General features: G+C 45.0%; 10 protein-coding genes. 6 read left to right on the top strand and 4 right to left on the bottom strand.

What is annotated here, in order from left to right; genetic code table 11:
• Positions 1-34 precede the first annotated feature (34 nt).
• On the bottom strand, positions 35-328 hold the full coding sequence (locus tag L3V27_RS05535; protein WP_005375388.1) for a metalloregulator ArsR/SmtB family transcription factor: 294 nt from the start codon (positions 326-328) through the stop codon (positions 35-37).
• Positions 329-573: 245 nt separating this feature from the next.
• On the opposite strand from L3V27_RS05535, the gene L3V27_RS05530 reads away from it, so the two are divergent.
• Entirely contained in the window at positions 574-867 is a 294-nt protein-coding gene (locus tag L3V27_RS05530) for a hypothetical protein (protein WP_012842444.1), read from the top strand.
• A gap of 99 nt (positions 868-966) precedes the next feature.
• On the opposite strand, the gene L3V27_RS05525 is transcribed toward L3V27_RS05530, so the two are convergent.
• From L3V27_RS05525 to L3V27_RS05515, 3 genes are all read right to left on the bottom strand, one after another.
• Complete coding sequence (locus tag L3V27_RS05525; RefSeq protein WP_065645746.1) at positions 967-2,925, bottom strand: monovalent cation:proton antiporter-2 (CPA2) family protein; 1,959 nt, start codon at positions 2,923-2,925, stop codon at positions 967-969.
• Complete coding sequence (locus L3V27_RS05520) at positions 2,922-3,539, bottom strand: NAD(P)H-dependent oxidoreductase (RefSeq protein WP_046873744.1); 618 nt, start codon at positions 3,537-3,539, stop codon at positions 2,922-2,924. The genes L3V27_RS05525 and L3V27_RS05520 overlap by 4 nt, the downstream gene beginning before the upstream one ends.
• A 167-nt stretch (positions 3,540-3,706) precedes the next feature.
• Entirely contained in the window at positions 3,707-4,132 is a 426-nt protein-coding gene (locus tag L3V27_RS05515) for a universal stress protein (protein ID WP_005392539.1), read from the bottom strand.
• Between the two features lie 390 nt (positions 4,133-4,522).
• On the opposite strand from L3V27_RS05515, the gene L3V27_RS05510 reads away from it, so the two are divergent.
• From L3V27_RS05510 to vmeQ, 5 genes are all read left to right on the top strand, one after another.
• Positions 4,523-6,094 (top strand): ATP-binding cassette domain-containing protein, encoded by a 1,572-nt coding sequence (locus tag L3V27_RS05510; protein ID WP_237311235.1) that lies wholly within the window; start codon positions 4,523-4,525, stop codon positions 6,092-6,094.
• A 206-nt stretch (positions 6,095-6,300) separates the two neighbouring features.
• On the top strand, positions 6,301-8,460 hold the full coding sequence (locus L3V27_RS05505) for a prolyl oligopeptidase family serine peptidase (RefSeq protein WP_237311234.1): 2,160 nt from the start codon (positions 6,301-6,303) through the stop codon (positions 8,458-8,460).
• Positions 8,461-8,990: 530 nt separating this feature from the next.
• Positions 8,991-9,782, top strand: coding sequence for a hypothetical protein (locus L3V27_RS05500; protein WP_237311233.1), 792 nt, complete (start codon positions 8,991-8,993; stop codon positions 9,780-9,782).
• A 90-nt stretch (positions 9,783-9,872) separates the two neighbouring features.
• A complete protein-coding gene (gene vmeP / locus L3V27_RS05495; protein ID WP_005391278.1) occupies positions 9,873-11,015 on the top strand; it encodes an efflux RND transporter periplasmic adaptor subunit VmeP in 1,143 nt (380 codons plus the stop codon).
• 10 nt (positions 11,016-11,025) lie between these two features.
• Positions 11,026-14,166: an efflux RND transporter permease subunit VmeQ gene (gene vmeQ / locus L3V27_RS05490; protein WP_237311231.1), complete on the top strand. Its 3,141-nt coding sequence runs from the start codon at positions 11,026-11,028 to the stop codon at positions 14,164-14,166.
• The last annotated feature ends 11 nt before the right edge of the window (positions 14,167-14,177 follow it).

Genomic DNA, 14,177 nt, shown 5'->3' with positions numbered 1-14,177 from the left:
TGTAAAACCGAAGTCTTTCGCCTCTGCTATGAGGTTATGAGCACTCATTAACGCAACATTCAGCCTTTAAAAAGCCGATCACATCATCTAAACATTGGTACTCTGCAACGCAAAAAAGGGTTCGCCCCTCACGACGTTGGGTGAGAAGCCCGGCTGAGGCTAGACTAGAAATATGATGAGAGAGAGTGGATGCAGGAATGCCAAGCTTTTCTTGTACGCCGCCTACCGCGATACCTTTGTATCCGGCTTTGACAACTTCTTTGTAAATACTTAAACGAGTAGGATGCCCTAACTCTTTTAGTGCTTTAGCGACGGCTTCAAGCTCCATACTGACCTCTAAAGAATGACTACAGTAAATTTGTTTCGATAATAGGGAAAGTCTCGGTAAATGCCAACTCTTGTGATCTAGGAACGATTTAAATCAGATGAGATTCATACCGGCTCATACCAGCACAACAATAATTGTCTACTCCAATGAGACAGATCAATCTTCATTATTATTTCACCCCACGTTCAAACTCCCTCGTCTACACTCATGGGTGAGTTGTCAGTTGGCAGACCAAGGAGGCGGCCATGATTGCGGTTCATAGAGATTATTGTTTGTCTAACAGTTCAGATTTACATGCTCACGTTAAAGTTAACCCTGTCGGTAAATTAGAAGTTGAGATTGTAGAACTTCAAGAGCGCCATACCACAGAGTTTGATGATTTGTCTTTTGAGAGCCGTGGGTGTGAAACTCGAATCTGTGGTAAAGAAGACACAACTCAGTGGCAGTTCAATCTTGCAGTTACTGATGCGTTAGAGCTTTCTCACTTAGTGGAAGAAGCAAACGAAGAGTATGAGATTTTAATGAATGATCTTATGTAATCTCGTGAGAAGATCATTTTATCCTGCACGGCATGTGACTCGGTACTGAAAAAGAAAAACCTCCCAAACGGGAGGTTTTTAATATTGAGCAAGTTACCGTCAGAGCGGCTCTTCTCTCGGCGGTGTTAGTTCTTGAACGTTATCTTCATTGAAGTCATCGGCGTAACCTTTCGGCGGTGGCGTCCAACCACGTTCTGAGCGCGAGAGTTTGTCATGGCGATCTTTTTGCATCTCTTCCGCCATTTTTTCCTCTAACTGAATAAACAGTTGTCGGAAATTGTTGTCATAACGTTCGCCTTCAGAATCATCTTCCCAAGCTTTGTAGAGTATCTCGGACTTGCGCGCTTCAACACGCTTGTATGTCGCTTTTTGCTGCTCAACAAAGAAGGGATGAATACCAAGTGCTTTCATCGTGTGACCGCCCATCTCCAATGCGGAATGGTAGGTTTCCGATTCAATAATATCAGCCCCAGCTTGACGCAAAAGATAGCCGTGACCACGGTCAAAGGCGCGTGCGATCACCGTTACTTTGGGGTACGTGTGTTTGACGTACTTCACCAATTCCACACTCGATTCTTGGTTATCAATTGCGACGACCAACGCAGCCGCATGCTCGATGCCTGCAGTGTGCAGCATATCTGGTCGAGTCGCATCGCCAAAATAAGCACGAGTGCCAATCTGGCGCATGTTATCAACTTGGTTGGCTTGGTGATCGAGCACCACTGTTGTTACACCATTAGAAACAAGCAAGCGGTTAACAATCTGACCAAAACGGCCGATACCAGCGATGATTACTGTGCCTTTTTCTTCAATCGTATCGCTTTCCCTTTCGTTTGATTGAGTTTCAAAACGCGGCAGTATTAATTTGTCAAATAGAATGAACAAACCTGGCGTTAAGAACATTGAGATAGCAACAACCAGCGCAAGCGTTTGCGAGAGTTCAAACGGAATGACGTGGTTTTGCACAGAGAAGCTTAGCAACACAAAACCAAATTCACCCGCTTGAGCCAAGCTTAAGGTAAACAGCCAGCGGTTGCTGCCTTTCACTCTAAATATCAGCGCGAGAATAAATAGCACCAAGGCTTTCAATACCATCACGCCAATGGTCAGTGCCATGATCAACCAGAAGTCACCAAATAGAACTGAGAAATTGATCCCAGCTCCGACTGTGATGAAGAACAGACCCAGCAGCAACCCTTTAAATGGTTCGATATTGGACTCTAGCTCGTGACGGAATTCGCTGTTCGCCAATACAACGCCAGCCAAGAAGGTTCCTAAGGCAGGAGATAAGCCCACTAAACTCATCAGTGCTGCGATGCCGATCACCAGCATCAATGCGGTGGCGGTAAAAATCTCACGCAGCCCAGAGCTAGCAACATAGCTCAGCAGAGGTCGACTTAAAAAGTGACCACCAACGACAACAATCGCAATCGATGCTGTGATGACTATTCCGTACGCCCAGCCCGGTAAATCGGCCACGAGGTTTAAATCGTCATGATGCTGAGCAGCCGTTTGAACAGCATTTTGTGCTTGTTCGACTAACTCCGGCAGGGCCAGCAATGGAATAAAGGCCAACATCGGGATAACAGCGATATCTTGGAAAAGCAAAACAGAGAACGCGTTTTGTCCGCCTTCTGTCTTCGTTAACCCTTTTTCGCTAAAAGTTTGCAAAACAATCGCAGTAGAAGAAAGGGCGAAAATCAAGCCGATGGCTAAGGCAATGGTCCAAGGCTGCTCAAAGTACAGGGCAATACCCATAATCGCCGCGATGGTACCGCCAACTTGAAGACCGCCTAAGCCCATTAAACGATTTCGCATTGACCAAAGCATTTTAGGCTCTAGCTCTAACCCCACTAGGAATAGCATCATAACCACGCCAAATTCGGCAAAATGCTGAATTGTCGTTGTTTCTTCACCAACTAAACCGATAATTGGACCAATTACCACACCAGCGATGAGGTAACCTAAAACGGAACCGAGCCCTAAACGCTTGGCAAGTGGTACCGCAATTACAGCGGCAATCAAATACACGAAGGCTTGTAAGAATATCCCTGTCATGAAGCCTCCTTGATGAGCTTCGGAAGTGCGCTGTTGAGTTTGATTAATGACGCAGCTGCTTCAACATCCAGTCTATCTTCGACTAATGCTGTTAGCAGGTTTTTGTACCGTTCGACATGACGGGGAATTCGTCCTTCCTCTTCGGCTGTACGTGCGCCGAACAAAGCAAGAGGCGCAATGTAGTGCATACCCGTGAGCGCTGACATTTGCTCGATAGGAGCGAGCAGTTCCCGAATCGTAAAATGGTTGTAGCCTTCGGCTTTATAGGCTTCTTCTTTGCCGCCGGCCGAAAGCACGCACAGCATGGTTTTACCTTGTAGTTCGGTTCCTTCAGTGCCGTAAGCAAAGCCATACTCCAAAACCAGATCTTGCCACTCTTTTAAAATTGCTGGGGTTGAATACCAATATAGTGGGAATTGAAAAACCACCACATCATGCTCACGCAAGCGTTGTTGTTCACGGTCGATATTGATATCGAAACGAGGGTATTCACCATAGAGATCAACACATGTCACGCCTTCAATTTTTTGAGCTTCTTTGAAAAGTGGAGTATTCACTTCTGAACGATGCTGGGAAGGATGAGCAAAGAGAATTAATACTTTTTTATTCGCCATAAGGATCCTTGCTATCTAAATAACCATGCCCAGTAGGAGCGCAGGTTGGTTAGAAAATGTAACTCATAAATGGCCGTCAAGCTAGCTTGGAAAAGTGCTTAAGCTGTTTCAATATCAATAAAAAACCACCAAATAAGTTGGTGGTTTTGGCAAGCGTCAAATTCTAATTAATCATGAATAGGAACGACTAAAATATCGACTGGTGACTTGTTGATAAGATGTCTTGAGTAGGAAATGATTTTGCTCCAGAAATCTTGATGATGTCCACAAATCAACAAGTCCACTTCTTGCTCTTTGATAGTAATTTCGAGCTTATCGGCTAAATCACCAGTACCCACGAAGAAGTGTTTGAGTGGATAATCCATGTACTCACTGAATGTTCTCAAACATTCCATAGAGTGCTCATTCAGCGGCCTTTGGTCTGGGTTCTCTTTAATGTCTACGAGCTCACGATAAATTTCCCCGTGAGTTCCATCAATATGGATGAATGAAATATCGGAGTCGAGATAGTTAGCCATCGCTACGGCCCTGTCGATCAGAACAGTGCTCTCATCGGACAGTTCGAGTGCAACAAGGATATGTTTGTATTTCATTACCACGCCCTTATGTGGATTAGCTTTACTGTAAGCATAGTATGGCTTGGGCAAAATTTGTGTAGATAAGATCTCGAAATCGTTCAAAGTTTTGATAAATAATGCTGCTTGCTTTTTAGTCAGAAAACCCGCTAAACTTCGCAAATCATTTCTCTAGGAGATTACGCCAACATGAAGAACTAAACCTGTTATCCATATTTTTACTTATTTTTTGGATCTGCAGGGTTAGTAGGCGTAGCTCACTTTCCGATATTTCTTTGCAACAAGACAAATTTTTTATTTGACGTTTATCGTCGAGCTTTACATAAAGCTACTGCGTTTGTGCACGCGTTTTGTTGCAATCTCAAATCATAGCTACGGCTGTTGTCCCTGTCATACAGGAGGCAAATTATGCCAGTTTTACAAGCTTTTAATGTTAGCCATCAGTTTGATAATGGCGAGACGATATTCCAGTCTATTTCTTGTTCCATGACTAAACGACGTGTTGGTTTGGTTGGGCGCAATGGCATCGGTAAGTCGCTTTTGGCTTCCATTTTGGCGGGCGAAACTCAGCCTTCCAGCGGTGTAGTGACTTTTCCCTCTTCTTTCATGATGTATCGCCAGCAGCCGTCTGATCTGCTTTCAGGTCAGCAATCGATCGCCCAGTTTCTGGGCAAAGATGCGGTCTTGCATGCTTTAAAGCAGATTGAACAAGGTGATGTTTCTGAACATTGGTTCGAACTGGTTGGCGAGCAGTGGGATATTGAATTGAAACTCAAACAGCAGCTCGCTGCGATGGGATTACCGCAAGACCTTGATTTCTCTTGTGCTCGGCTCAGTGGTGGTCAGTTGGCGCGTTTGCAGTTATGGCAACTGTTTGAAAACGAAACGGAGCTTTTGATTCTCGATGAGCCATCCAATCACCTCGATACCGAGGCGAAACAATGGCTGATAGAGTCTATGACGCATTTCGGCGGCGCGATTTTACTCATTAGTCACGATCGTGAGCTGTTGCGATCAATGGAGGAAATTTGGGAACTATCGGGCTTAGGCTTACAAGTTTTTGGGGGAAATTACGATGTGTATGCCGAGCAAAAACGCACTGAGCTACAAGCGGTCGAAAGGCAGTTAGCGCAGGTCGATAAACACAAAAAACGGTTAGCTGAGCAAGCCCAGAAAAATCGCGAAAAAGCAGACCAACGCGCCGCGCAAGGGAACAAACTGCGCAAAGACGGCAGTCAGCCCAAAATTTTGCTTGATGGCAAAAAGGATAGAGCGACCGCCAGCACCTCAAGTCGCAATAAGAATGAGCAACTCAGACAAGTGCATTTACAAGCCAAAGACCGGGCATTGCAATCGCGACATGAGCAGCTCAAAGTGCAAAAGCTTTATCTTGCAGATAATCCGAACCGTTCGAGAAAAGTGTTGTCGATACAAGAAGGTATATTGCCTTTTGGGGATTCTACTCCTATCACTTTGCAGATTTTTGCGAACGATAAAGTCCATCTCAAAGGGAAAAATGGCTGCGGAAAGTCAACCTTGTTAAAGACGTTGCTTGGCGAGTTGTCGTTGCTGAGAGGTGAGCTGCAAGTGAATACGTCTTTGTATTATCTCGACCAACACTTTGGCGCAGTGAATCCAAATCTTTCGTTACTTGAGAACGTAATGGAGACCTGCCAAGAGATGACGGAAAGTGAAGCGAGAACCTTATTGGCAGGGATCGGTTTTCGTCGAGACGCTGTGTTTCGGTTGGGATGCGTACTAAGCGGTGGCGAGAAGATGAAGCTCGCAATGCTGATCGTCAGCCATCAACACTCCCAGCCTTTGCTGCTGCTTGATGAGCCAGATAACCATCTCGATCTCGATTCAAAAATAATGCTTAGTCAGGCGTTAAATGCATACAAAGGTGGATTTGTTCTGATTAGTCACGACCAAGATTTCGCTTCTGAGTCTGGGGTTTTGCGTCAAATCGAACTGAATTAAACGAAAGAGAGTAAACGCCATCGTAGCTCTTCAGCGTTGTTCCTAAGCTCTACACTTCCACTTACCGATAGGTAGAATTCGCAGGAAATGAGGGAGTTAGGATGGCTTTCACAACTCGTTTAATGAAATTAGATTCATTTTGTCGATATATAGTAGAGTTCTGATGTATTGCACAAAAAGACAACAGAAAAATAAAAAGGAATTTCATGAAAAAGAACACCTTAGCATTAGCAACGGCTCTCGCACTCGGAAGTGTGTTGTCTGTGGCGCATGCAAATGAAGCGGCGCAGTCGTCGGTTGAACAGGTAAACCCGAAAGCCATCACGTATCCAACCACGCAAAAAGTGGATGTTGTCGATGACTACTTTGGTACAAAAGTGAGTGATCCTTATCGCTGGTTGGAAGACGATCTCAGCCCAGAAACCGCAGAATGGGTGAAGGCACAAAATGCAGTGACGTTTGATTATCTGTCGAAAATCCCTTACCGCAAGCAGATTGAAGAGCGCATTACTAAGCTCATGGATTACGAAAAACAAAGCCAACCGTTCAAAGAGGGTAAGTTCACTTACTTCTACAAAAATGACGGGTTACAAAACCAAGACGTGCTTTATCGGCAGCTAGGTGATGGTGAAGCAGAAATTTTCCTCGATCCAAATACTTTTAGTGAAGATGGCACCACATCGTTAGCGGGAGTGAGCTTTTCACGAGATGGATCTTTAGTTGCATACAGCATTTCGGAAGGCGGTAGCGATTGGCGAAAAGTCATAGTTCTAGAGACAGAAACCAAAAAGCCCGTCGGCGAAACGCTGGTGGATATTAAGTTCAGCGGCATCAGTTGGCTCGGCAATCAAGGTTTCTATTACTCAAGTTATGACAAGCCACAGGGGAGTGAACTCTCCGCGAAGACAGATCAACACAAGCTCTACTTTCATACCCTTGGAACAAAACAAAGTGAAGACCAGCTGATTTTCGGCGGCTTTGAGGAAGAGAAATACCGTTATGTTGGCGGCTATACGTCGGATGATGAACGCTACTTGTTTATCTCAGCCAGCATATCGACATCGGGTAACAAACTGTTCTTTAAAGATTTGAGTAAGCCAAACAGCCCGCTTAAAACCATTTTAGATAACACCAGCTCTGATACTTGGGTAATAGACAACCAAGGCACGAAACTGTACTTGGTTACGAACCTTAATGCGCCGAACAAACGTGTCGTGACGGTGGATGCGAGTCAGCCGCAGCCCAAAAACTGGAAAGATTTGATCCCTGAAACAAAGAACGTATTACGTGTTTCTACCGCGGGTGGCAATTTGTTTGCGAGCTATATTGTTGATGCGATCTCGATGGTGAAGCAATACGACATGAACGGCAAACTCATCCGTGAAATCAAGCTGCCTGATATTGGTAGTGCGTACGGTTTTTCAGGTAAAAAAGAAGAAACCGAAGTCTACTATTCTTTCACCAACTACAAGATGCCAAGCACTACGTATCGTCTGAACATCAAAGATGGTGATAGCGAGGTGTACTACAAATCTAAAGCGCCATTTTATCCAGCTTTGTATGAATCTCGTCAGGTGTTTTACACCTCAAAAGACGGAACAAAAGTGCCGATGATCATCACCTATAAAAAAGGGACACCGATGGACGGCAGTGCACCAACCATCCTATATGGTTATGGTGGTTTCAACATTAGCCTCACACCATCTTTTAGCCCGACACGTGCAGCTTGGCTTGAGCTTGGTGGTGTTTACGCGGTAGCGAACATTCGTGGCGGTGGGGAGTATGGTAAAGAGTGGCACAACGTTGGCATTCAAATGCAAAAGCAAAATGTGTTTGATGACTTTATTGCGGCGGCTGAATTTCTAATTGATGAAAAGGTAACGTCATCAAACAAGTTAGCCATTAACGGTGGATCGAATGGTGGCTTGTTAGTGGGGGCTGCTATGACGCAACGTCCAGAGTTGTTTAAAGTGGCGCTGCCAGCAGTCGGCGTACTGGACATGCTGCGTTATCATACTTTTACCGCAGGTGCTGGTTGGGCGTATGACTACGGTACGGCAGAGCAAAGTAAAGAGATGTTCCAATATCTGAAAGATTATTCGCCAGTGCACAATGTAAAGGCGGGGGTGGAATACCCAGCAACATTGATTACAACGGGTGATCATGATGATCGTGTTGTTCCTGCTCACTCTTACAAATTTGCTGCTGAGTTGCAGTCAAAACAGGCGGGTTCAAATCCGACCTTGATTCGCATCGAAACCAATGCAGGGCATGGTGCTGGCACACCAACTCGTAAAATAATTGAGACAAATGCAGATATTTATAGCTTTGCACTGTTCAATATGGGGATAGAGAAACTGCAATAGTGCGAATCGTTTGCGTTTTTAGTTAACGAAATGCATTGGTGCTTTTGCACTCGAAAATAAAAGGGAATCACAGAGTGTGATTTCCTTTTAATTTATTGTGGAGTAACTATTCTAAATTGACCGCAAGGCTAATTAAATTAAGGTATTTGCAATTTATTACATCTATCTTCTTTACCTGAAGAGTAATATACGATACAAATAAAACTTGATCGCGATCACCTAACACCATTGCACTCCTTATTTATATGGTAAATTTAATTAATCATTTGTTCTAATGATAATTGAATTTTCATAAGTTTTAATATTCCCTTCTTCGTAAAGCTTACCAAATTTCAAGTTATATAAGATATAAGTAGCAGTGATTGAACTTTTACGACGCTTTATTTTATTTTAATTAAAACGTCTAATGTTTCGTCATTATTAAATTTGCTTTGATAATTTATATTATCCAAAGCGAGTTGTGTTGCTTGCTATTTATGATGACCTCATGACGTGAATAATTTTATAATCATTAAAATGGATACAGTTTTATGAATTTAGTGAAACCGTCTGTTGTTATCATGGCAGCAGCCCTTCAACTCGCGTCTTCTGCTTATGCTCAGACAAATAATGACGAAGAACTACAAGATATGTCTGACCCACTTGCGGTTTACACCCAAGCGGGCTTTGGTATTACTGACAAAGGCGCGAACATCAAAATCGGTCAAACTTACCAATCTAGCCAGCCTGGCACCATGGCGATGAACATCATCGAAATGAAAGGCATTGGTGGTGAGCTACTTGGCATTCGCGACAATGACGATCCAATGTATGCCAATGTTGATGATAGCATTGACTCTTTCCGACTACGTAATTTCCAAGTAGAAGTCGCAAAAGGTCTAGGCCGTCAATTAGATGTAAACTACGATGTTGATAACGATAAATTAGATGCATCTTATAGCTTTATTCAAGGTCTACCTAAGTTTGGTATGTTGCAGTTATTTCCTTTGGCTGGTGCGGGTGTCACTATTGCTAATGATTTTAGTGGTGATGACAAAGGTTATGAAATTCCAGGTATTTTCACCGTTGTCGGTATGTACTCAAAAATTGAATTAACCGATAAAATCTGGATTAACTACAACCCAATGTATATGCATACACTATCAGGGTCTAGTCAATATAAAGATACTTATTACGCGGGTGAAGATAATATCTTAACTCATGAGTTTGCGTTGTCTTATCAAATTAATCCTCGCGCAAATATTCGTTACTTTGCAAACTGGAATGAGCACGTTAATTTCGGTGATGGTGATCACCGTATCGAATTTAACTACCAATTCTAACTCCCTCGTTTATTTCCAGAATAGAAAGTGTGTTTATCCATATATTTAAACATTTAGGCTAGGACACTTTCTACATAAAGTAGGTTTATCATGAAAGCCAAATATAAATTTGCGTTGGTATCTATTGCTATATCTTCTGCATTACTATCAGGATGCAAAACTGGCGATATCGCAACGAAAACTGCCCAAGCACCCTCTGTTGAAACCGTTACCCTAACCGAAACAAAAATCACTCCTTATCATACTTTTATCGGTCGAACTGAAGCGGTAAATGACGTTGATATTATGCCTCGAGTCGGTGGCGAATTAACCGCGATTCATTTTAAAGATGGCGATATGGTCGAAAAAGGCCAATTGCTGTTTGAAATCGACGACCGCCCTTATAAAGCGGCACTGGCGTATGCAAAAGCGTCGTTGCAAAAAGCAAAAGCACAACTCGTTCAAACTACGCGTGATGCAGAACGTGTGAAGAAACTCATCAAAGATAAAAGCATCAGTGAGCAGCAATACGATGACGCCATTGCCGCGCACGCCGCAGCGATTGCTTCGGTAGAAGAGGCGAAAGCGACGCTGGTTTCAGCAAGGCTCGATCTTGAATTTAGCTCTGTGCGTGCTCCTTTCTCTGGCCGCGTGGGTTTCAGCAACTTCCGAGTGGGTGACCGTATTTCGAAAATTCAACTCGTTCCTCTTGTTTCGATCACTCAAATCGATCCAATTCGCTTTGGCTTTGATGTGGATGAGAAGCTCTACCGCCGCGTAAGAAGTGCGATTGATGTGGCTCATCGTAACGATGACAAACTGGATGTTGATTTAACACTGACGCTTTCAGACGGTTCATTGTACCCGCTTGATGGCAAGATCTACGCCGTTGGCAACAAGATCGATTTAGAAACAGGCTCAATTCGAGCAGAAGCACAATTCGATAACCCAACTTACGCGCTTATGCCGGGTGAATATGGCAACTTGACCATCAAGCTGCGCAACAAAACTATTGATGGTTTGCTTATCCCATCGGCGGCTGTTCAGCAAGACCAAGCGGGTGACTACGTCATGGTGGTTGGTGATGATCACGTGGTGTCTCGTCGTAACGTTGAACTCGGTCAGACCTACGGTGTGAAACGTGCTGTGCTGACTGGCTTGGCGGCTAACGAAAAAGTCATCGTCAATGGTCTACAAAAAGTGCGTCCGGGTGCAACGGTGAAAGACGTTGAACTACAGAGTGAACAAGGCTGAGTGAGAACTGATGTTAAGTAAATTTTTCATTCACCGGCCGAAGTTTGCTTTGGTGATCTCACTGGCGATGACATTGATGGGTATGATCGCCCTGAAAGTCTTGCCAATTTCTGAGTATCCTCAAATCTCTCCGACGGTAATTACGGTGAGCACCATGTATCCGGGTGCAAACGCGAACGTGGTTAAAAAGACGGTTGCACAGCCGATAGAAGCCAAAGTCAACGGTGTTGAAGACATGATTTACATGTCTTCTGTGATTGGTAACGATGGTTCATACACACTACGTATCTATTTTCGAGTGGGCGCAGATGGCGATATGGCGCAGGTTCGTGTGAACAACTTGGTGGCGCAAGCGACGTCTTCTCTCCCACAAGAAGTAAACCAAATCGGTGTGACGGTTAAGAAGAAATCTTCCGACATGTTGGGCGTTATCACACTGCGTTCCCCGAAACAGTCTCACGATAGTATCTACCTTTCTAACTATGCGGATCTCAATATCGTTGAGCGTCTAAAACGTATCGAAGGTATGAGTGACATTACGCTGCTGGGTAAGAAAGACTACTCAATGCGTATTTGGTTGAACCCAAATAAACTGGCCACCTTGAAGCTTTCTGCTAGCGATGTTATTGGCGCAATTAAAACGCAAAACATCCAAGTGGCGGCGGGTAAGATCGGTGGTATGCCAGCTCCGGGTGACCAGCAATATCAATATGTTTTGCAAACCAAAGGCCGCCTTACTTCTGCAGAAGAGTTCGAGAACATCATCATCCGCGCGAGCAAGAAAGGTTCTTTGATTCGCTTGAAAGATGTGGCTCGTGTGGAAGTTGGCGCACAAGGTTACGAAGCTGATGGTCGTATGAATAACGAACCAGCCGCCGTTCTGGCCTTGTATCAGTTGCCGACAGCGAACGCGCTAGACGTGATGGAACGCGTGAAAGAGGCCATGAAAGAGTATGAGAAATCGTTCCCAGATGATTTGGTCTACGACATCGCGTATGACTCTACCGAATACGTAGAGACATCGATTGATGAAGTGTACGAGACGCTGGTGATTGCGGTACTTCTTGTCACCTTCGTTGTGTACGTTTTCTTGCAGAACTGGCGAGCGACCATCATTCCAACCTTAGCGATTCCGGTTTCCATCATTGCGACGTTCGCAATCATGGGCGTGATGGGCATGACCATTAACACGATCTCGTTGTTTGGCTTGATCCTCGCCATCGGTATCGTGGTGGACGATGCGATCATCGTGGTAGAGAACGTGGAACGGGTTATCCATGAAGAGCATTTAGACCCGATTCCGGCCACTATCCAAGCTATGAAAGAAGTGACGGGGCCAGTATTGGCAACAACGCTTATTTTGTTGGCGGTATTCGTACCGGTTGCGCTATTGCCGGGTATTTCTGGTCGAATGTTCAACCAGTTCGCGGTCACTATCTGTGTGTCGGTGCTGATCTCTGCGATCAACGCATTAACGTTAACACCAGCGCTTTGTGCGTTGATGTTGAAATCAACTCACTCGCAACCTATTGCGCCTTTGCGTGCGTTTAACCGCGGTTTTGAAGCAATAACGCGCAAATATCAAGGCTTAGTTGGCTTCTTGAGCCGCCGCATTGTGCTGAGTGTCGGTGTTTATGGCGTGCTTATTGCGGGGCTGGCATTTGCGTTCATGACCGTACCTTCTTCTTTCGTACCGAACGAAGATAAAGGCGTGTTCATGGTCGAAATGCGTTTGCCAGACGCAGCTGCATTGCAGCGTACGGCACCATTAATGAAGAAGTACGTTGATGAGCTAAAACAGATGGAAGGTGTGGAGAACGTGGTTTCGGTTGCGGGTTTCTCGGTAATTAACATGGCGTCGATTCCAAACTCGGGCATGTTGATCATCAAACTGGATAACTGGAGCAAACGTAAAGACCCTGAGCTACACCAACGCGCGTTGATGAATAAAGTTAACCAAATGCTGAACTCAACGCCAGATGCCGCTTCGTTCGTTTTCGCGACGCCGGCAATCAAAGGCATGGGTGCGGTGGATGGTTTCAACCTTGTGCTGCAAGACAACTTGGGCCGTTCTCCACAAGAGTTGGCAAAAACAACCGCTGATTTTGTTGCCCAAATCAATCAACTGCCTGAAGTGGCGCGTGCGTTCTCGATTTTCCGTGCGAACATTCCGCAACGTTACATCGATATTGACCGCGATAAAGCGATTTCGATGGGCGTACCGTTGAATGAAATCTTCAGCACACTGCAAGCACAGTTGGGCGGTGCATACATTTCTGACTTCAACTTGTTTGGTCGTTCGTACCAAGTGAAAGTGCAAGCAGAAGAGCAATACCGTGACAACATCGACGACATCGACCATCTGTTTGTTCGCTCAAGCTCTGGAAAAATGGTGTCACTGGCAACGCTAGTGAAAGTGAAGCCGATCTTCGGCCCTGATACCTTATCGAACTACAACATGTTCAGTTCTGCAACCGTGAACGGTGCGCCAGCGCCAGGTTACAGCTCGGGTGATGTTGTAAAAGCCATTGAAAAACTGGCTGCGGAATCTTTGCCAAGTGGTTACTCGTACGAGTGGTCAGGCATGACTTACCAAGAGATGAAAGCAGGCAACATGGCGCCAATCGCGTTCGCATTGTCTTTGCTGTTCACCTACTTGTTCTTGGTGGCTCAGTACGAAAGTTGGACTATTCCTGCTGCGGTAATGATGGCGGTTCCAGTCGCGATTCTCGGCGCAATGGGCACGCTACTGCTGGTGGGACAACCGTTCGATTTGTACGTGCAGATTGGTGTGGTCATCTTGATCGGTATGTCCGCCAAAGTGGCGATTCTTATCGTGGAATTTGCCAAAGTTCTGCGAGAAGAAAAGGGCTTATCCATCATTGATGCTGCCAAAGAAGCTGCTCGAATTCGTTTCCGTGCAGTACAGATGACCGCATTCGCCTTCATCTGGGGGGTATTCCCGTTGGTGATTGCATCGGGTGCTGGTGCGGCATCTCGTCACTCACTGGGCTTTGCGGTATTCGGCGGCATGATTCTTTCTACGTTTGTAGGCACGTTGCTGACGCCAGTGTTTTTCGTGATGATGCAATCTCTGCGCGAGAAGTTTAAGCGAAAGAAACCCACTGAACTTGAGGTGAGCGAGCAATAACGCTGATTTCA

The organism is Vibrio sp. J2-3(2022), assembly GCF_021725735.1.
In the GTDB taxonomy this organism is placed as follows: domain Bacteria; phylum Pseudomonadota; class Gammaproteobacteria; order Enterobacterales; family Vibrionaceae; genus Vibrio; species Vibrio diabolicus.
Note: the sequence above shows the minus strand (reverse complement) of the source record. Positions and strands in the feature narration are given on the sequence as shown.